Genomic DNA, 19,492 nt, shown 5'->3' on the forward strand with positions numbered 1-19,492 from the left:
TATGCGGCGATCCCTATATGCGCAACAGGTAGATCGCCGACAGGAGGCTGCCGACTATCGCCGCGACATACAGGACAGTCGCGACCAGCGTGTCCGCGCGCAGGCCGAAGTCGTAGCAGGTGCAGCGCAGGCGGTGCGCCGAACTCCACAGTGAGAGTGCGACGACGCCGAAGAGGATCAGCTTGCCGAGGCCGCTGCCGGCGAAGGCATGCAGCTTCTCGTAGCTGAGTCCGGCCGGCACGTGGCCGAGCGCGGCGAGGAAGGTGAGGACGACGATCACCGGAATGCAGAAGGCGATCACCGTGCCGCCGGCGGCGAAGGGGAACCAGACCACGGGTTTGTGCGATTTGGCCATGTCAGAACACTCCCGCAAGATAGAGCACGACGACCGACAGCGCCGCCCACGCCACGTAGTGCGCGCCGGAAATCACGTTGCCGGGCACGAAGTCTTCGCCGATCTGCAAGGGCATGGCCTTCTGCGTCGCGTTGAACCAGGTCGCGGCGTGATAGAGGGCGGCGGCCAGGGCCAGCAGGTGGAAGACGATCGAATCGGCGCTCTGCAAAGCCAGCAGGAAGCCTTCCCATGCGGCGGGGCCGGCGGAGAGGCGCTGCAGGCCAACCACCAGCAGCACGCAGTAGGCGCCGACGAAGATGCTGGTGATCTCGCGCGACATGTAGCGCAAATAGCGTGGCTGCCGGAAATACCAGGTAGTCGGCGGGCATTCGCGAACCAGGGGTCTGCGGCTCATGATATGTCTCCTGCGTCCTCGCGGGAGACGGTATCCCTTGCGGATTTTCCTCCCGGAATCAGGTGTTCGACGATCCAGTCGATCGAACTGGTGATCTTCATCTGCTGCAAGGCGCTGGCCGGATCGACGTGGGCCGGGCAGACCTCGGAACAGGCACCGACAAAGGTGCATTCCCAGACCCCTTCGTGGGTGGCGACCACTTCCTGCCGCTCCTTGCGGCCGCCATCGCGCGAATCGAGGTTGTAGCGGTGGGCCAGGGTCAGCGCCGCCGGGCCGATGAATTTCGGCGTCAGCCCGTACTGCGGGCAGGCGGCGTAGCACAGCATGCAGTTGATGCACATGGAATACTGGCGGAACTTCATGAGTTGCGCCGGTGTCTGTTTGTATTCGCCCTCGCTGATCGGCTTCTGCTCTTTCGGGATGACGTAGGGCTTGACGCGCTTGAGCTTCTCCATGAAGTCGTCGGGCGCCGTCACCAGATCGCGCTCGACCGGGAAGTGCGCCAGCGGCTCGACGCGGATCACGCCTTCGTAGTCGCGCAGGAAAGCGTGGCAGGACAGCTTGGGCTCGCCGTTGATCATCATGCCGCAACTGCCGCAGACGGCCATGTGGCAGGACCAGCGGTAGTTGAGCGTCGGATCGATGTCGGCCTTGACCTTGTTGAGGGCGTCGAGCACCACCCATTCTTCCTGGCAAACCACTTCATAGCGCTGGAAGTGCGCTTCGGTGTCGGTGTCCGGGTTGTAGCGCAGGACTTCCAGCTGGACGAGTCGTTCTTTCAGTGGCGTCATTTGTGGTCTCCCGAGTAATCGCGCACGCCCGGCGGCGATTTGGTGATGACCACGTCGAGGTAATCGACGCGCGGCATGTCCATGCCCTGGTGATGGACCATGGTGTGGCAGAGGAATTTCTTGTCGTCGCGCTCGACGTAATCGAGGCGCTGGTGCGCACCGCGCGATTCCTTGCGCGCCAGTGCGCCGACGGTGACGGCTTCGGCGCAGTCGAGCATCGAGCCGAGTTCCAGCACCTGGAACAGGTCGGTGTTGAAGACGCTGCTCTTGTCGGTGAGCTTGACGCGGCGGTAGCGCTGGCGCAACTCGTGGATCTTGTTCACGCCCTCCTGCAGTCCTGCCTCGCTGCGGTAGATGCCGACGTTCTTTTCCATGGTCTCCTGCATTTCCTTGCGCAGGCCGGACATGGATTCGGTGCCGTCGCTGCGCGAGAAGAGTTCGCTGATGCGTTTCGCCGTGGCGTCAGCGCCGACTTTCAGCGCCGCGGCATTCGGCGCCGGCAGGCCCTGCACATGTTCGATGGCGGATAGCGCGGCGCGACGGCCGAACACCAGCAATTCGACCAGCGAATTCGAACCCAGCCGGTTGGCGCCGTTGAGACTGACGCAGGCGCATTCGCCCGCGGCGAAGAGGCCGGGCAGGGGAGTGGCGGCCGCCGTATTGGTGGAGATGCCGCCCATCATGTAATGCACCACGGGACGGATCGGCACGGCTTCCTTGACGATGTCGACGCCGAGGTAGGCCTCGGCCAGTTCGCGCACCAGCGGCAGGCGTTCGTTGATTTTCTTTTCGCCGAGGTGGCGCATGTCGAGCAGCACGCATTCGCCCCATTGCGTGGTCACCGTATTACCCTTTTGCAGTTCATGCCAGTAGGCCTGGCTGACGCGGTCGCGCGGTCCGAGTTCCATGGTCTTGAGTTGCGGCTGGCCGACCGGCGTTTCCGGGCCCATGCCGTAGTCGGCCAGGTAGCGGCGGCCGTGCTTGTTCACCAGGATGCCGCCTTCGCCGCGGCAGGCTTCGGTCAGCAGGCTGCCGGTGTTGGGCAGGCCGGTCGGGTGGTACTGGACGAACTCCATGTCCTTCAAGGGTGCTCCGGCACGGTAGGCCATGGCCATGCCGTCGCCGGTTTTGATGGCGCCGTTGGTGGAGAAGGGGAACATGCGGCCGGCGCCGCCGCCGGCGATGATCACCGCCTTGGCGTGGAACTGGCGCAGTTCGCCACTGCGCATTTCCATCGCGGTGAGGCCCTGGCAACGGCCGTCGTCGACCAGCAGGTCGAGCGCGTAGTACTCGTCGTAGCGCGTGATGGTCGGAAACTGAAGGGAAGTCTGGAACAGGGTGTGCAGGATGTGGAAACCGGATTTGTCGGCGGCGAACCAGGTGCGTTTCTTCTTCATGCCGCCGAAGGGCCGCACCGCTACCGAACCGTCGGCCTCGCGATTCCACGGGCAACCCCAGTGTTCGAGTTGCAGCAGTTCCTTGGGCGCTTCGTGGATGAAGTATTCGACGCAGTCCTGGTCGGAGAGCCAGTCGCCGCCGCCGACGGTGTCGTCGAAGTGCATGTCGAAGCTGTCGTCCGGCTTGATTACGCCGGCGGCGCCGCCTTCCGCGGCGCAGGTGTGGCTGCGCATCGGATAGACCTTGGAGATCAGCGCGATGCGCAGATTGGGGGCGGTTTCGGCGAGGGCGATGGCGGCACGCAGGCCGGCACCTCCGGCACCTATGATTGCAACATCGGTCGAGATGGTTTCCATTGGGGCCGTCCATGGGTTATTTGTTGTTCTTGGGGCGTCAGTATCGGCGCTTTGCAGGCTTTCTTGTTGATTTGTGTCAAGTCGGGCAGGCGAGGCACGGCGATGGCGTCGTGGGCCTTCCGCGGGCGTCGGGCAATCTGGCATTCATCGGGCGCTGCCGCTATAATGGCGGGCTTCGTGTATACGCTCCTGAGTCATCATGCGCACTAAACTTGTTGCCGGAAACTGGAAAATGCATGGCAGCCTCGCCACCAACCTGGGGCTGCTGCATGCCGTACGTGATGGCGTAAAGGGTCCGGCGGAGGTCGCCGTCTGCGTGCCTTACCCCTATCTCGCCCAGGCGCGTGCGGTGCTCGACGGCAGCGGCGTCGCGTGGGGTGCCCAGGATGTCTCCGAACATGCGCAAGGCGCATGGACGGGCGAGGTGAGCGCAGCGATGCTGGCTGATTTCGGCTGCCGCTATGCCTTGGTAGGCCATTCCGAGCGCCGCTCCTTTTTCGGCGACACCGATGCAGTGGTCGCCGCCAAGTTTGCCGCGGCGCTCAAGGCCGGGCTGACGCCGGTGCTATGCGTCGGCGAATCCCTGGCCGAACGCGAAGCCGGTGTTACCGGTGAAGTGGTGACGCGCCAGATCGATGCCGTGCTTGCCAACTCCGGCGTTGCTGCCTTTGCCAATGCCGTGGTGGCATATGAGCCGGTATGGGCGATCGGCACCGGGCGTACCGCTTCTCCGGCGCAGGCGCAGGAAGTTCACGCCCTGATCCGTGCCCGTTTTGCACGCGACAGCGCCGATGTTGCAGCCGGGCTGCGCATTCTGTACGGCGGTAGCGTCAAGGCGAACAATGCGGCCGAGCTTTTCGGCCAGATCGACATCGATGGCGGTCTCATCGGTGGCGCCTCGTTGGTGGCGGCGGACTTTCTCGCCATCTGCAGCGCTGCTTCAACATAATTTCAAGAGGTTCTCATGGAACTGTTGCATACAATCATTCTGACCGTGCACATCATTGCCGGTCTCAGCGTAATCGGCTTCGTCCTGATTCAGCATGGCAAGGGCGCGGACATGGGCGCGGCCTTCGGCAGCGGAGCCTCGGGCAGCCTGTTCGGCGCGACCGGCTCCGCCAATTTCCTGTCGCGCGTGACGGCGGTGCTTGCCGCCGTGTTCTTCGTGACCAGCCTCGGGCTTTCCTATATCGCCACGTCGCGTCCCAAGGTATCGGGCAGCGTGATGGATTCGGCTCCCGTGCAGGCGGTTCCCGCTGCTCCGGTGCAGACGCCGGCAGCGCCTGACTCGAAGGCCAAGGACATTCCGAAATAATTCAGTCAAGCTTCGATCGATAGATTTTTTTGTTGCGGCGCATTAATGAGTCAATGGCTTGTTATATAATTTGCGTCGCTCCCGCAGTAACGAATTGCCGACGTGGTGAAATTGGTAGACACGCTATCTTGAGGGGGTAGTGGCGCAAGCTGTGTGAGTTCGAGTCTCACCGTCGGCACCAGGAATTTGGGCAGTAGCAGAGCAGCAAATAGTAGTCGAGCGTCGGTTGTCTTGCGGAGCATTGCGGGCTGGCCGGTCAACCGAAACGAGTGTAGTGGCTTGCCACCAAAATGCTGGATAATTACTTCCCGATCCTCGTCTTTGTTCTAGTGGGCCTCGCCTTCGGGTGCGCACCCATTCTTCTGGGTTGGTTGGTAGCACCCAATCATCCCGACAGCGAAAAGCTGTCTGCCTTCGAATGCGGTTTTGCTCCCTTCGAAGACGCGCGCATGAAGTTCGATGTGCGCTACTACCTGATTGCAATCCTCTTCATCCTGTTCGATCTTGAAATCGCGTTCCTTTTCCCGTGGGCGACGATCTTCAAGGAGATCGTCAATACCGACGCGGTGAAGATGTTCGGTTTCGTCGAGATGTTCGTGTTTATCGGCATCCTCGTCATTGGCTACGTGTATGCGTGGGCCAAGGGCGCGCTGGACTGGGAGTGAGCGGCGCATGAGCATCGAAGGCATCCTGCAGGAAGGCTTCGTCACCACGTCGCTGGACAAGATCATCAACTGGACGCGCACCGGTTCGATGTGGCCGATGACCTTCGGCCTCGCCTGTTGCGCCATCGAAATGATCCACGCCGGCTGCTCGCGCTATGACCTCGACCGCTTCGGCATCGTTTTCCGCCCCAGCCCGAGGCAAAGCGACGTGATGATCGTCGCCGGAACGCTGACCAACAAGATGGCGCCGGCCCTGCGCAAGGTTTATGACCAGATGGCCGAGCCGCGCTGGGTGCTGTCCATGGGCTCCTGCGCCAACGGAGGCGGTTATTACCACTACTCGTATTCGGTGGTGCGCGGCGTTGATCGTATCGTTCCCGTCGATGTCTATGTGCCGGGATGCCCGCCCACAGCGGAAGCGCTGCTGTATGGCCTGATCCAGCTGCAGAGCAAGATTCGTCGCACCACCACCATCGCCCGCTGACCTGATCGCCCCATCCCATGAGCGCCAAACTGGAACGTCTTTGCAGGCAACTGAAGGAAAGCTTTGGTGATCGCATCGGAGAGCCGGTCCTCTCACTGGGCGAATTGACCGTCGCAATCCCCGCTGAAAACTATCTCGACGTAATGCGTCAGCTGCGTGACGATCCTGCTTTTCGTTTCGAGCAGTTGATGGACCTCAGCGGCATCGATTACTCCGAATTCACGGGCTATCAGGGCAAGCGCTTTGCGGCCGTCAGCCAGTTGCTGTCGCTCACCCACAACTGGCGTTTGCGCGTCAAGGTTTTCGCCGTGGATGACGAGTTTCCGATAGTGGCTTCGGTGATGGACATCTGGAACGTGGCCAACTGGTACGAACGCGAGGCTTTTGACCTGTTCGGCATTCATTTCGAAGGTCATGTCGATCTGCGCCGCATCCTGACCGACTACGGCTTCGTTGGCCATCCCTTCCGCAAGGATTTTCCGATTTCGGGTTATGTCGAGATGCGCTACGACCCCGAGCAGGCGCGGGTGATCTACCAGCCCGTGACCATCGAGCCGCGCGAAGTCACGCCGCGCATCGTGCGCGAAGAAACCTACGCAAAGGGCGGCGGCCGTGGCTGACATCAAGAACTACACCATCAATTTCGGTCCGCAGCATCCGGCGGCGCATGGCGTCTTGCGCCTGGTGCTGGAACTGGATGGCGAAGTCATTGTCCGCGCCGATCCGCACATCGGCCTGCTGCATCGCGGTACCGAGAAGCTTGCCGAGACGCGCACCTGGCTGCAGACGCTGCCTTACATGGATCGCCTCGACTACACGTCGATGATTCCCAGCGAGCACGCCTACTGCCTCGCCGTGGAGCGTCTGCTGGGCGTCGAGGTGCCGATCCGCGCCCAGTACATTCGCGTCATGATGGACGAAGTGACGCGCATCAAGAATCACCTGCTCAACATCGGCACCCACGCGCTGGACATCGGTGCCATGACCATGGTGCTCTATACCTTCCGCGAACGCGAGGATCTGTTCGACGTGCTCGAGGCGATCACCGGCATCCGCATGCACGGCGCCTACTATCGTCCCGGTGGCGTCTATCGCGATCTGCCCGGCCAGATGCCGAAGTACCAGGAAAACCGCTTCAAGAACGCGCAGACGGTGAAGGAACTCAACGAGCCGCGCAACGGGTCGCTGCTGGACTTCCTGGAAGACTTCACCGAGCGTTTCCCGGTATATCTGAGCGAGTACCACACCCTGCTGACCGACAACCGGATATGGAAGCAGCGTACCGTCGGCATCGGCGTCGTCAGCCCGGAACGCGCCCTGCAACTCGGCTTCAGCGGTGCGATGCTGCGCGGTTCCGGCGTTGAGTGGGATCTTCGCAAGAAGCAGCCTTATGAGGTTTATGACCGCCTCGATTTTGATATTCCGGTCGGCGTCAATGGCGACACCTACGACCGCTATCTGGTGCGCATGGAAGAGATGGCGCAGGCCAACCGCATCATCAAGCAATGCATCGATTGGCTGCGCAAGAATCCGGGCCCCGTCATCACCGACGATCACAAGGTCGCGCCGCCGCGCCGCGAAAAGATGAAGGGCAGCATGGAAGAGTTGATCCATCATTTCAAGCTCTTCTCCGAGGGCATGCACGTCCCGGCCGGCGAAGCCTATGTCGCCATCGAGCATCCCAAGGGCGAGATGGGCGTCTGGGCGGTATCGGACGGCGCCAACAAGCCTTACCGCATCAAGCTGCATACCGCAGGAATTCCGCATCTGGCCGCCACCGATGAAATGTGTCGTGGCCACATGCTGGCCGATGCCACCGCCGTGATCGGTACCATCGATCTGGTGCTTGGCGACGTTGACAGATAGACCGCCGCATGAATATCGATTACGACACGTTGAGCCCCGAAGCCCTGGCAAAGATCGACCGCGAGGTTGCCAAGTATCCGGCCGATCAGAAGCAGTCCGCGGTGATGGCGGCGCTGGTGATCGCCCAGGACGAAAAAGGCTGGCTGCCCAAGGAAACCATCGCCGCGGTGGCTGAATACCTCGGCATGGCGCCGATGGCCGCCTACGAAGTGGCGAGTTTCTACAACATGTACGACCTGCACCCGGTCGGCAAGTACAAGGTCACGGTCTGCACCAATCTGCCCTGCGCCCTGTCCGGTGGCGTGCATGCCGCCGATTACGTCAAGGAAAAGCTCGGCATCGATTTCAACGAGACCACCCCTGACGGCAAGTTCACCCTGAAGGAAGGCGAGTGCATGGGCGCCTGCGGCGACGCACCCGTCATGCTGGTGAACAACAAGCGCATGTGCAGCTTCATGCTGCCCGAGCAGATCGACGCGCTGTTGGCGGAGTGCAAATGAATATGGCCCCCCACGCTCACATTCGTTCGCTGCCCCCCACGGGGGGGCGCACTTCTCCTTGGGGCGGCCCGGCGGAGGCGTCATGGCTCTGATCGACACCATCAATCCGCTGCTGACCACTGGCTGGGCCAAGGGTGACGCCGGCTGGAGCCTCAAGGATTACGAAGCGCGCGGCGGTTATGCACAATTGAAGCGCGTGCTTTCCAGCAAGATGACCCAAGACGACCTGATTGCCGAGGTCAAGAAGTCGGTGCTGCGCGGCCGCGGTGGCGCCGGCTTCCCGACCGGCCTCAAGTGGAGCTTCATGCCCAAGGCAGCCCCGGTGAAGTACGTCGTCTGCAATACCGACGAAGGCGAGCCGGGAACCTTCAAGGATCGCGACCTGATGCGCTTCGATCCGCATTCGGTGATCGAAGGCATGATCATTGCCGGCTATGCGGTCGGCGCCAAAACTGGCTACAACTATATCCACGGCGAGATCTTCGAAATCTACCAGCGTTTCGAAGAGGCCCTCGACCAGGCCCGCGCCGCCGGCTATCTGGGCAACAACATCCTCGGCTCCGACTTCAGCTTCGACCTGTTCGCGCATCACGGCTGGGGCGCCTACATCTGCGGCGAGGAAACCGGCCTGCTCGAATCCATCGAGGGCAAGAAGGGCCAGCCGCGCTACAAGCCGCCCTTCCCGGCGAACTTCGGCCTCTACGGCAAGCCGACCACGATAAACAACACCGAAACCTTTGCCGCGATTCCCTTCATCCTCGGCATGGGCGGCGAGGCCTACCTCAACCTGGGCAAGCCCAACAACGGCGGCACCAAGCTGTTCTCGGTGTCCGGCCACGTCAATCGTCCCGGCAACTACGAAGTCCCGATGGGTACGCCCTTCGCCAAGCTGCTGGAAATGGCCGGCGGCATGCGCGGCGGCCGCAAGCTCAAGGCGGTGATTCCCGGTGGCTCCTCGGCTCCGGTATTACCCGCGGACATCATGATGGATTGCACCATGGACTACGACTCGATCGCCAAGGCCGGTTCCATGCTCGGTTCCGGCGCGGTGATCGTGATGGACGAGACTGTGTGCATGGTCAAGGCGCTGGAGCGCCTGTCCTACTTTTACTACGAAGAATCCTGCGGCCAATGCACGCCATGCCGCGAGGGCAGCGGCTGGCTGTACCGCGTCGTGCATCGCATCGAGCACGGCGAGGGCCGTCCGGAAGACCTCGACCTCCTGAATCGCGTCACCGACAACATGATGGGCAAAACCATTTGTGCGCTGGCCGATGCTGCCGCGTTTCCGGTGCGCAGTTTCATCAAGCATTTCAAGAGCGAATTCGAATATCACATCGAGAACAAGAAGTGTCTCGTCGATCCCGCCGTGCAGCGCGCGGGTAGCGGCTTCTTCAAGGCAGGGGCGGCGTAATGGTCGAGATCGAGATCGACGGCAAGACGCTGCAGGTCGCTGACGGCAGCACCATCATCGAGGCGGCCCACCAGTTGGGTACCTACATTCCGCACTTCTGCTATCACAAGAAGCTGTCCATCGCGGCCAACTGCCGCATGTGCCTGGTCCAGGTGGAAAAGGCGCCGAAGCCGATGCCGGCCTGCGCCACGCCCGTGACCAACGGCATGAAGGTATTCACCCATTCGGAACTGGCGGTCAAGGCACAGAAGGCCGTGATGGAGTTCCTGCTGATCAACCACCCGCTGGATTGCCCGATCTGCGATCAGGGCGGCGAGTGCCAGTTGCAGGATCTCGCGGTCGGCTACGGCGAATCCGCGTCAAAGTACGAAGAGGAAAAGCGCGTCGTGCCGGACAAGGATCTCGGTCCGCTGGTGTCGACCGACATGACCCGCTGCATCAACTGCACGCGGTGCATCCGGTTCACCGCCGAGATTGCCGGCTTCATGGAACTCGGCCAGTCCTACCGCGGCGAGCGCGCCGAAGTCATGCCCTTCATCGGCAAGACGGTGGATACCGAACTCTCCGGCAACATCATCGACCTGTGCCCGGTCGGTGCGCTGACTTCCAAGCCCTTCCGCTTCTCCGCCCGTACCTGGGAGCTGTCCCGGCGCAAGTCGGTGAGCCCGCATGACGGCCTCGGCAGCAACCTGATCGTGCAGACCAAGCACGACAAGGTGATGCGCGTGCTGCCGCTGGAAAATGAGGATATCAACGAGTGCTGGCTGACCGACAAGGAGCGCTTCTCCTATCAGGGCCTCAACTCCCAAGGTGACAATGGGCGGCTGACGAAGCCGATGGTGAAGCAGGGCGGCGAATGGAAAGAGGTCGACTGGAGCGCCGCCCTCGATTACGCCGCGCACGCGCTGCGTGATGTGGCCAAGACCCACGGCGCGGCCGCGATCGGCGGGCTGGTGAGCCCCCACGCGACGCTGGAAGAAATGTACCTCGCACAGAAGCTGCTGCGCGGCCTTGGCAGCGAGAACATCGACTTCCGTTTGCGCCAGAGCGATTTTTCCGCCGACGGGCACCGCCGCGGCACACCCTGGCTGGGCATGAAGATCGCCGACATCAGCCGCCTCGATCGCGTGCTGGTGGTGGGCTCCTTCCTGCGCAAGGATCATCCGCTGATTGCCCAGCGTCTGCGCCAGTCGGCCAAGCGCGGCGCGCAGGTCAGCGTCCTGCACAGTGCTGATGACGACCTGCTGATCAAGCTGGCGGCGCGCGCCATTGCCGCGCCGTCACACCTGCCCGCCGTGCTGGCGCAAGTGGTCAAGGCCGTGTGCCAGATCAAGGGCGTCGCGGCCGACGCGGCCCTCGCTGGCGTCACGATATCGGCCGAGGCGCAAGCCATCGCCCAGAGCCTGGCTTCCGGCAGTAATACGGGAGTGCTCCTCGGCAACTTTGCCCAGCAGCATCCGCAGGCGGCCACGCTGCAGTCTCTCGGCCAGCAACTGGCGTCTGCTCTCGGCGGCAGCGTCGGTTTCCTTGGCGAAGCGGCCAACAGCGTTGGTGGCTATGTCGCCAAGGCAGTGCCCGGCGTCTCCGGATTGAACGCCTCGGCAATGCTGAAAGACCTGCGCCAGGCCTATGTGGTGGTCGGCGCCGAAGCGGAACTCGATTGCGCCGACGGCGCACAGGCGCTGGCGGCACTGGGCAAGGCTGCCGTGACCGTGGTGCTGACGCCCTTCAAGTCGCAGGCCATGCTCGACTATGCGGCGGTACTGCTGCCGGTATCGCCGTTCACCGAAACCTCGGGCACTTTCGTCAATACCGAAGGTCGCGTGCAGAGTTTCTATGCTGCCACCAAGCCGCTGGGCGATGCCCGTCCGGCGTGGAAGGTGTTGCGTGTGCTCGGCAACCTGCTCCAGGTGGCCGGTTTCGAATACAACAGCAGCGAAGAGGTACGTGCCGAAGCGCTGGGCGGACAGCCCGTGTTCGTTTCCGGCCTGGACAACGGCATCGATGGCATTGCGCTGAACCTGACGGCAACGGTCAATGGTCTGGAACGCATTGCCGATGTGCCGATCCATTTTGCCGATGCGCTGGTGCGGCGTGCTCCGGCCCTGCAGCAGGCAGCCGATTCCGCGGCGCCGAGCGCGCGCATGAATGCCGCGACGCTGAACAAGCTGGGTGTCGCTGCGGGCGACAAGCTGAAAGTGAAAGTCGGCGCTGGCGGCACGGCGACCGTGACGCTGGCCGCCGAGCTCGATGCCGGCCTGCCTGATGGCACCGTGCGTGTCGCCGCGGCTCACGCCGACACGCTGGCGCTGGGTGCGATGTCTGCCGTTCTGAGCGTGGAGAAGGCGTGATGGAAGCGATGATCGTTCCCTTCCTCGAAAGCTCGCTGGGCTCCCTGTGGCCGCTGGTCAAGCCGGTGTGGCCGCTGATCTGGACCCTCGCCAAGATCGTCCTGATCCTCGCCCCGTTGATGCTGTCCGTCGCCTACCTGACTTTCTGGGAACGCAAGGTCATCGGCTGGATGCAGGTTCGCATCGGCCCCAACCGTGTCGGTCCGTGGGGCTTGCTGCAACCGATCGCCGACGGCCTGAAACTGTTCTTCAAGGAAGTGCTGTTCCCGACCGCCGCCGACAAGAAGCTGTTCGTGCTCGGCCCGATCATGGCCATCGCGCCGGCCCTGGCCTTGTGGGCGGTGATTCCGTTCTCGCCCGGATGGGTGCTGGCCAACGTCGATGCCGGCGTGCTGTATCTGCTGGCCGTCAGTTCGGTCGGCGTCTACGGCATCATCATCGCCGGATGGGCGTCGAACTCGAAATACCCGTTCTTCGGCGCCATGCGCGCGACGGCGCAGATGATTTCCTATGAAGTCTCGATGGGACTGGCCCTGATCACCGTGCTGATGGTGTCGAGCAGCCTCAACCTGACGGACATCGTCAATGCCCAGGGCAAGGGCCAGTTTGCCGGCTACGGCCTCGGCGTGCTTTCCTGGAACTGGCTGCCGCTGCTGCCGATGTTCGCGGTCTACCTGATTTCCGGCGTGGCCGAAACCAACCGCGCACCGTTCGACGTGGTCGAAGGTGAATCGGAAATCGTCGCCGGCCACATGGTCGAATATTCGGGCATGGCCTTCGCGATGTTCTTCCTCGCCGAATACGCCAACATGATCCTGATCTCGGCGATGGTCTCGATCTTCTTCCTCGGCGGCTGGTTGTCCCCGCTCGGCTTCCTGCCCGACGGCTTCCACTGGATGGCGGCCAAGATGGCGGCGATCCTGTTCTTCTTCCTCTGGATTCGTGCCACCTTCCCGCGCTATCGCTATGACCAGATCATGCGCCTGGGCTGGAAGGTGTTCGTGCCGCTGACGCTGGTGTGGATTCTGGTGGTGGGCGTCTGGATGATGTCGCCGCTGACCATCTGGAAATAGGACCGGGAGATCACCATGGGTGCAAGAGATTTCATTGGTAGCCTGTTCCTCAAGGAACTGTTCAAGGGCATGGCGGTCACCGGCCGCTACATGTTCGCGCGCAAGATCACAGTACAGTATCCGGAAGAGAAGACCCCGCAAAGCAACCGTTTCCGCGGCCTGCATGCGTTGCGCCGCTATCCCAACGGCGAGGAGCGCTGCATTGCCTGCAAGCTGTGCGAGGCGGTGTGCCCGGCGATGGCGATCACCATCGAATCCGCCGAGCGCGACGATGGCAGTCGTCGCACCACGCGCTACGACATCGACCTGACCAAGTGCATCTTCTGCGGTTTCTGCGAGGAAGCCTGTCCGGTCGACGCCATTGTCCAGACCCGCATTTTCGAATATCACGGCGAAGCGCGCGGCGACCTTTACTACACCAAGCAGATGCTGCTGGCCGTGGGCGACAAGAACGAAGCGCAGATCGCCGCCGATCGTGCGCAGGATGCCCCTTACCGCTGATGCCTGCCGACCCAGCCATGGAATTCAAGACCATTCTTTTCTACATCTTCTCCGCAGTGACGGTATTTGCCGCGCTGCGGGTGATCACCGCGCGCAACCCGGTGCACGCCGCACTGTTCCTGGTGCTGGCCTTCTTCAACGTGGCGGGACTGTGGATGCTGCTGCAGGCCGAGTTTCTGGCGCTGGTGCTGATCATGGTCTATGTCGGCGCGGTGATGGTGCTGTTCCTCTTCGTGGTGATGATGCTCGACATCAACATCGAGCGCATGCGCCAGGGATTCTGGCGCAACCTGCCGATCGGCGGGCTGGTCGGCTTGCTGATGGTGGGCGAAATGGCCGTGGTGCTCTCCGGCCGCTATTTCGGCCTGGCGAATCTGCCGCCGCAGAACCTGCCGGCGAACTACAGCAACACCAAGGAACTGGCGCGGGTACTGTTCACCGATTACGCCTATCCCTTCGAAGTCGCCTCGGTCATCCTGCTGGTGGCCATCATCGCCGCGGTGATGCTGACGTTGCGGAGCCGCAAGGACAACAAGGCGATGCATCCGTCCGATCAGATCGCCGTCAAGGCCAGGGATCGCCTGCGCATCGTCAAGATGGCGCCCGAAGTCGAACTGCCCGTCCCGGCGGCGAAGGAAGGGGAGTAAGCCATGATCTCGCTTTCGCATTACCTGATCCTCGCCGCAATCCTGTTCTCGATCGGCATGGTCGGCATCTTCCTCAACCGCAAGAACCTGATCGTGCTGCTGATGGCCATCGAACTGATGCTGCTGGCGGTGAATATCAATTTCGTCGCCTTCTCGCACTATCTCAACGACCTTTCGGGCCAGCTCTTCGTCTTTTTCATCCTCGTGGTTGCCGCCGCGGAGTCCGGCATCGGCCTCGCCATCCTGGTGGTGCTGTTCCGCAATCTGTCTTCCATCGATGTCGAAGACCTCGACACACTGAAGGGCTAGCCGGACCATGAGCATGAAATCCCTCTATCTGCTGGTTCCGCTGGCTCCCCTGGCCGGAGCCATCCTCGCCGGCTTCTTCGGCAAGATCCTTGGCCGTACCGGTTCGCACATCGTCACCATCCTCGGCGTGGCGATCTCCTTCATGCTTTCGGTGCTGATCTTCCAGGACGTGCAGGCGGGCAATGTCTTCAACGGGCCGGTTTACACCTGGATGGAGTCCGGCGGCCTCAAGCTGCAAGTCGGTTTCCTGATCGATCCGCTGACCGTGCTGATGATGCTGGTGGTGACCTTCGTCTCGCTCATGGTGCACATCTACACCATCGGCTACATGGCCGATGATCCCGGCTACCAGCGCTTCTTCAGCTACATCTCGCTGTTCACCTTCTCGATGCTGATGCTGGTGATGTCGAACAACTTCGTCCAGCTGTTTTTCGGCTGGGAAGCGGTGGGCCTGGTCTCCTACCTGCTGATCGGCTTCTGGTACACGCGGCCGACGGCGATCTACGCCAACCTCAAGGCCTTCCTGGTCAACCGCGTCGGCGACTTCGGCTTCCTGCTCGGCATCGGCCTGATCGCCGCCTACGCCGGCAGCCTCGACTACGCCGAGGTGTTCGCCAAGAGAAACGATCTGGCAGCGATGACCGAAGCCGTCACCGGCTGGCCGCTGATAACCGCCGTCTGCATTTGTCTCTTCATCGGCGCCATGGGCAAGTCGGCGCAGTTCCCGCTGCATGTCTGGCTGCCCGACTCGATGGAAGGCCCGACGCCTATCTCCGCCCTGATCCATGCCGCGACCATGGTCACGGCCGGCATCTTCATGGTCTCGCGCATGTCGCCGCTGTTCGAGCTGTCGGACACGGCGCTGTCCTTCGTCCTGATCATCGGCGCCATCACGACGCTGTTCATGGCGCTGATCGCCATCGTGCAGACCGACATCAAGCGCGTCGTCGCCTACTCGACGCTGTCGCAGCTCGGCTACATGACCATGGCGCTGGGCGCCTCGGCCTACTCGGTGGCGATTTTCCACCTGATGACGCATGCCTTCTTCAAGGCCGTGCTGTTCCTCGGCGCCGGCTCGGTGATCATCGCCATGCACCACGAACAGGACATGCGGCGCATGGGCGGCCTGCGCAAGTACATGCCGATCACCTATGCCACCATGCTGATCGGTGCCATTGCCAATGCCGGCCTGCCGCCCTTCGCCGGTTTCTTCTCCAAGGATTCGATCATCGAGGCGGTGCATCTGGCCCAGGTGCCTGGCGCCGGCTTTGCCTACTTCTGCGCGCTGGCGGCGGTCTTCGTCGGCGGTTTGTATTCCTTCCGCCTGATCTTCTTCACCTTCCACGGCAAGGAGCGTTTCCGCGAGCCCGCGCATGATGCCCACGGCCACGATGCCGCCCACCACGATGCGCACGATGACCACGGCCACCATGGCCCGGTCGAACCGCACGAGACGCCCAAGGTGGTCACCGTGCCGCTGATCCTGCTCTCGATACCGGCGATTGCCTCGGGCTGGCTGATCGGCACCGTTCTCTACGGCAACTGGTTCGGCGGTTCGATCACCATCGCCGCCGCGCACAAGGGCATGGCGACCATGGCGCACGAGTTCCATGGCGTGTTCGGCATGATGCTGCATGGCGTCACCACGCTGCCGTTCTGGCTGGCGATTTCCGGTGCGGCCACCGCCTGGTTCCTCTACATCAAGCGTCCGGACCTGCCCGCGGTGATCAAGCAGAAGTCGGGCGTGCTGGCCACCATCCTCGAAGAGAAATACGGCTTCGACCGCTTCAACGACTGGTTCTTCGCCGGCGGCGCGCGCATGCTCGGCCGCGGCCTGTGGAAGGGCGGCGACCAGGTGCTGATCGACGGCGTGATGGTGAATGGTTCGGCCGGCACCGTGGGCTGGATATCCGGGCTGGTGCGCCTGATCCAGTCGGGCCGCATCTACCAGTACGCTTTCGGCATGATCTTCGGCCTCGTTACGCTGCTGACGTTTTGGAGGGCCTGATGCAAGCACGCGCTGATGCACACCGGCCTGATGGAATAAAAATCCGATGAATTCGCAACTCTTGAGTCTTGCTATCTGGGTCCCGATCCTCGGCGCCCTGCCGGTGTTCTGGGTCGGCTCCGAGCGCCGCTCGCTGGTGCGCTGGCTGTCACTGGCGGTCGCCATCGCCGGCTTCCTCGTGACCATTCCGCTATACACCGGCTTCGACGTGAGGCAGGCCGGCATGCAGTTCGTCGAACAGACGCCCTGGATCACGCGCTTCAATGTCCAGTACTTCCTCGGGGTTGACGGCATTTCGATGCCCTTCATCCTGCTCAACAGCTTCATCACCGTGCTGGTGGTACTGGCCGGCTGGGAAGTCATCGAAGAGAAGCAGGCCCAGTACATGGGTGCCTTCCTGGTCATGTCCGGCCTCATGAACGGCATTTTCAGCGCACTCGATGGCGTGCTGTTCTATGTCTTCTTCGAGGCTTCGCTGATCCCGATGTACATCATCATCGGCGCCTGGGGCGGACCGAACCGCGTCTATGCGGCGTTCAAGTTCTTCCTCTACACACTGCTCGGCTCGCTGCTGATGCTGGTTGCGCTGATCTGGCTGTTCCTCGAATCCGGCGGCAGCTTCAACATCCTCGAATGGCACGAGATGCGCATCGGCATGGCGCCGCAGATATTGATCTTCATCGCCTTCCTCGTCTCGTTTGCCGTCAAGGTGCCGATGTGGCCGGTGCATACCTGGTTGCCGGATGCCCACGTCGAGGCGCCGACCGGCGGCTCGGTGGTGCTCGCCGCCATCGCCCTGAAGCTGGGCGCCTACGGCTTCGTGCGATTCTCGCTGCCGATCGTGCCTGATGCCAGCCATCACCTCGCGCCGTTCATCATCACGCTCTCCCTGATTGCGGTGGTCTATATCGGCTTCGTGGCGCTGGTGCAGACCGACATGAAGAAGCTGATCGCCTATTCGTCGATTTCGCACATGGGCTTCGTCACCCTCGGCTTCTTCATCTTCAACCAGATCGGCATCGAGGGCGCGCTGGTGCAGATGATCTCGCACGGCTTCATCTCCGCCGCGATGTTCCTGTGCGTCGGCGTCATGTACGACCGCATGCATTCGCGGCAGATCGCCGATTACGGCGGCGTGGTGAATACCATGCCGAAGTTCGCCGCGCTGTTCGTCTTCTTTGCCATGTCCAATTCCGGCCTGCCGGCCACCTCCGGCTTCGTCGGCGAATTCATGGTGATCCTCGGCGCCATCAAATTCAATTTCTGGGTCGGCTTCGCCGCCGCCACCACGCTGATCCTCGGCGCTGCCTACACCCTGTGGATGGTCAAGCGCGTGGTGTTCGGCGAGGTGGCCAACGATCACGTCGCCGCCCTGAAAGACATCAACAACCGCGAGTTCCTGGTGCTCGGACTGCTGGCCGTCAGCGTTCTGGCGATGGGCCTCTACCCCTTCCCGTTCACCGAAGTGATGCACGCCTCGGTGGATAACCTGCTCAAGCATGTTGCGGTGAGCAAGCTTTGAGCCCAAGGCACACGACTAGAAAGACACGAGAGAAGCGATGCTGAACAATTTCGTGATGCCCGACCTGTACCCGGCGGCACCGGAGATCTTTCTCCTGCTGATGTCCTTCCTGGTGCTGTTCGTCGACCTGATTTTCGGCGCCACGCACCGCTGGATGACGGCGATGCTGACCGTGATCACTCTGCTTGGCTGCGCCGCGATCACCTTGGTCACCTCCGACGGCCAGACCACGCTGACCTTCGCCAACATGTTCGTCGACGATCTGCTGTCGGATTTCCTCAAGCTCATGACCTACCTTGCGGTGATCATGATGCTGGTCTATAGCCGGCAGTACCTGGCCGACCGCGGCCTGGACAAGGGCGAGTTCTACCTGCTGGTGCTCTACGCCACGCTGGGCATGATGGTGATGATCTCGGCGGCGAACTTCCTCACCATGTACCTCGGTCTGGAACTGATGTCGCTCTCGCTCTACGGCCTGGTCGCCATCGATCGCGATTCGAAGCGCGCGACGGAAGCCGCGATGAAGTACTTCACGCTTGGCGCGCTGGCCTCGGGCCTGCTGCTCTACGGCATGTCGATGATCTACGGCGCCACCGGCAGCCTCGAAATCGAGGGCGTGGCGCAGGCGCTGTATCACGGCCAGTCGGAAAAGACCGTGCTGGTGTTCGGCCTGGTCTTCCTGGTCGCCGGCATTGCCTTCAAGCTGGGCCTGGTGCCCTTCCACATGTGGATTCCCGATGTCTATCACGGCGCGCCGACGGCCGTGACCATGTTCATCGGTTCCGCGCCGAAGTTCGCCGCCTTCGCCATGGCACTGCGCCTGCTGGTCTATGCGCTGCTCGGGCTGGCCGTCGATTGGCAGAAGATGCTGCTGATCATGGCCGTGCTCTCCATCGGCCTCGGCAATCTCGCCGCCATCGCGCAGACCAACATCAAGCGCATGCTGGCGTATTCGGCAATTTCGCACATGGGCTACATGGTGCTCGGCCTGATGTCCGGCGTGGTCGGCGGGCAGATCGATGCCTTCACCGCGATCAACGCCTACAGCTCCGCGCTGTACTACACCGTCGCCTATGTCCTGATGTCGCTCGGCGCCTTCGGCATGGTGTTGCTGCTGTCGCGTGCCGGTTACGAAGCCGAGAACCTGGAAGACTTCAAGGGCCTCAACAAGCGCAGCCCGTGGTTCGCCGCGATGATGCTGATCATCATGTTCTCCATGGCCGGCATCCCGTTCTTCATCGGCTTCTTCGCCAAGTTCGCGGTGCTGCTGGCCGCCATCAAGGCCGGTTACACGGCGGTGGCCGTGATCGCCGTGATGTTCTCGCTGGTCGGCGCCTTCTTCTACCTGCGCGTCGTCAAGCTGATGTACTTCGATACCCCGGTCGATTCCGCGCCGATTACCGCCGGCCTCGACCTGCGCGTGCTGCTCTCGCTCAACGGCCTTGCCGTTGCAGGCTTCGGCCTGTTTCCCGATGCGGTCATGATGGTCTGCACCACGACCCTGATGCGCTCGCTCTGAGTCGCATCCCGGTCCAGCAAAGCC

The 19,492-nt window shown here is 62.2% G+C and carries 20 protein-coding genes and 1 tRNA gene; 17 read left to right on the forward strand and 4 right to left on the reverse strand.

Annotation, left to right across the window (positions count from 1 at the left end; translation table 11 throughout):
* Positions 1-13: 13 nt before the first annotated feature.
* From frdD to frdA, 4 genes are read right to left on the reverse strand one after another with little or no spacing between them, the layout of a single operon-like run.
* The gene (frdD, locus tag SUTH_RS06805; RefSeq protein WP_041098112.1) at positions 14-355 is read right to left on the reverse strand and encodes a fumarate reductase subunit FrdD; all 342 of its coding nucleotides are present in this window, start codon (positions 353-355) and stop codon (positions 14-16) included.
* Between the two features lies 1 nt (position 356).
* Positions 357-749 (reverse strand): hypothetical protein, encoded by a 393-nt coding sequence (locus SUTH_RS06810; protein WP_041098114.1) that lies wholly within the window; start codon positions 747-749, stop codon positions 357-359.
* Positions 746-1,540, reverse strand: a complete 795-nt coding sequence (locus SUTH_RS06815; protein ID WP_052473377.1) for a succinate dehydrogenase/fumarate reductase iron-sulfur subunit — start codon at positions 1,538-1,540, stop codon at positions 746-748. The genes SUTH_RS06810 and SUTH_RS06815 overlap by 4 nt, the downstream gene beginning before the upstream one ends.
* Entirely contained in the window at positions 1,537-3,294 is a 1,758-nt protein-coding gene (gene frdA / locus SUTH_RS06820) for a fumarate reductase (quinol) flavoprotein subunit (protein WP_041098116.1), read from the reverse strand. The genes SUTH_RS06815 and frdA overlap by 4 nt, the downstream gene beginning before the upstream one ends.
* A 199-nt stretch (positions 3,295-3,493) precedes the next feature.
* Here frdA and tpiA point away from each other — a divergent pair, with 199 nt between their 5' ends.
* From tpiA to nuoN, 17 genes are all read left to right on the forward strand, one after another.
* Positions 3,494-4,243 carry a triose-phosphate isomerase gene (gene tpiA / locus SUTH_RS06825; protein ID WP_041098118.1) on the forward strand — a complete coding sequence of 250 codons (750 nt, stop codon included), beginning with the start codon at positions 3,494-3,496 and terminating at the stop codon, positions 4,241-4,243.
* Between the two features lie 15 nt (positions 4,244-4,258).
* Positions 4,259-4,609 carry a preprotein translocase subunit SecG gene (gene secG, locus SUTH_RS06830; RefSeq protein ID WP_041098120.1) on the forward strand — a complete coding sequence of 117 codons (351 nt, stop codon included), beginning with the start codon at positions 4,259-4,261 and terminating at the stop codon, positions 4,607-4,609.
* 96 nt (positions 4,610-4,705) lie between these two features.
* Positions 4,706-4,790, forward strand: a tRNA-Leu gene (locus SUTH_RS06835).
* Between the two features lie 109 nt (positions 4,791-4,899).
* The gene (ndhC, locus tag SUTH_RS06840) at positions 4,900-5,274 is read left to right on the forward strand and encodes an NADH-quinone oxidoreductase subunit A (protein WP_041098122.1); all 375 of its coding nucleotides are present in this window, start codon (positions 4,900-4,902) and stop codon (positions 5,272-5,274) included.
* Between the two features lie 7 nt (positions 5,275-5,281).
* Positions 5,282-5,758 (forward strand): NuoB/complex I 20 kDa subunit family protein, encoded by a 477-nt coding sequence (locus SUTH_RS06845; RefSeq protein WP_041098124.1) that lies wholly within the window; start codon positions 5,282-5,284, stop codon positions 5,756-5,758.
* 17 nt (positions 5,759-5,775) lie between these two features.
* Positions 5,776-6,378 (forward strand): NADH-quinone oxidoreductase subunit C, encoded by a 603-nt coding sequence (locus SUTH_RS06850; RefSeq protein WP_041098126.1) that lies wholly within the window; start codon positions 5,776-5,778, stop codon positions 6,376-6,378.
* Complete coding sequence (locus SUTH_RS06855) at positions 6,371-7,624, forward strand: NADH-quinone oxidoreductase subunit D (RefSeq protein ID WP_041098128.1); 1,254 nt, start codon at positions 6,371-6,373, stop codon at positions 7,622-7,624. The genes SUTH_RS06850 and SUTH_RS06855 overlap by 8 nt, the downstream gene beginning before the upstream one ends.
* Before the next feature lie 8 nt (positions 7,625-7,632).
* Positions 7,633-8,124, forward strand: coding sequence for an NADH-quinone oxidoreductase subunit NuoE (gene nuoE, locus SUTH_RS06860; RefSeq protein ID WP_041098131.1), 492 nt, complete (start codon positions 7,633-7,635; stop codon positions 8,122-8,124).
* An 82-nt stretch (positions 8,125-8,206) separates the two neighbouring features.
* A complete protein-coding gene (gene nuoF / locus SUTH_RS06865) occupies positions 8,207-9,538 on the forward strand; it encodes an NADH-quinone oxidoreductase subunit NuoF (protein ID WP_052473379.1) in 1,332 nt (443 codons plus the stop codon).
* Positions 9,538-11,889: an NADH-quinone oxidoreductase subunit NuoG gene (nuoG, locus tag SUTH_RS06870; RefSeq protein WP_041098133.1), complete on the forward strand. Its 2,352-nt coding sequence runs from the start codon at positions 9,538-9,540 to the stop codon at positions 11,887-11,889. The genes nuoF and nuoG overlap by 1 nt, the downstream gene beginning before the upstream one ends.
* 8 nt (positions 11,890-11,897) lie before the next feature.
* Positions 11,898-12,962 carry an NADH-quinone oxidoreductase subunit NuoH gene (gene nuoH / locus SUTH_RS06875; protein ID WP_052473825.1) on the forward strand — a complete coding sequence of 355 codons (1,065 nt, stop codon included), beginning with the start codon at positions 11,898-11,900 and terminating at the stop codon, positions 12,960-12,962.
* 15 nt (positions 12,963-12,977) lie between these two features.
* Complete coding sequence (gene nuoI, locus SUTH_RS06880; RefSeq protein ID WP_041098135.1) at positions 12,978-13,463, forward strand: NADH-quinone oxidoreductase subunit NuoI; 486 nt, start codon at positions 12,978-12,980, stop codon at positions 13,461-13,463.
* A 17-nt stretch (positions 13,464-13,480) separates the two neighbouring features.
* Positions 13,481-14,110: an NADH-quinone oxidoreductase subunit J gene (locus SUTH_RS06885; RefSeq protein WP_041098137.1), complete on the forward strand. Its 630-nt coding sequence runs from the start codon at positions 13,481-13,483 to the stop codon at positions 14,108-14,110.
* Positions 14,111-14,113: 3 nt separating this feature from the next.
* Positions 14,114-14,419, forward strand: coding sequence for an NADH-quinone oxidoreductase subunit NuoK (gene nuoK / locus SUTH_RS06890; protein ID WP_041098139.1), 306 nt, complete (start codon positions 14,114-14,116; stop codon positions 14,417-14,419).
* Positions 14,420-14,432: 13 nt separating this feature from the next.
* Positions 14,433-16,427, forward strand: coding sequence for an NADH-quinone oxidoreductase subunit L (gene nuoL / locus SUTH_RS06895; protein WP_197539694.1), 1,995 nt, complete (start codon positions 14,433-14,435; stop codon positions 16,425-16,427).
* A gap of 46 nt (positions 16,428-16,473) precedes the next feature.
* Positions 16,474-17,949 carry an NADH-quinone oxidoreductase subunit M gene (locus SUTH_RS06900; RefSeq protein WP_041098143.1) on the forward strand — a complete coding sequence of 492 codons (1,476 nt, stop codon included), beginning with the start codon at positions 16,474-16,476 and terminating at the stop codon, positions 17,947-17,949.
* Positions 17,950-17,986: 37 nt separating this feature from the next.
* Positions 17,987-19,468, forward strand: a complete 1,482-nt coding sequence (gene nuoN, locus SUTH_RS06905) for an NADH-quinone oxidoreductase subunit NuoN (protein ID WP_041098145.1) — start codon at positions 17,987-17,989, stop codon at positions 19,466-19,468.
* The last annotated feature ends 24 nt before the right edge of the window (positions 19,469-19,492 follow it).

The sequence above is a fragment of the Sulfuritalea hydrogenivorans sk43H genome (assembly GCF_000828635.1).
GTDB classification, from domain to species: Bacteria; Pseudomonadota; Gammaproteobacteria; order Burkholderiales; family Rhodocyclaceae; genus Sulfuritalea; species Sulfuritalea hydrogenivorans.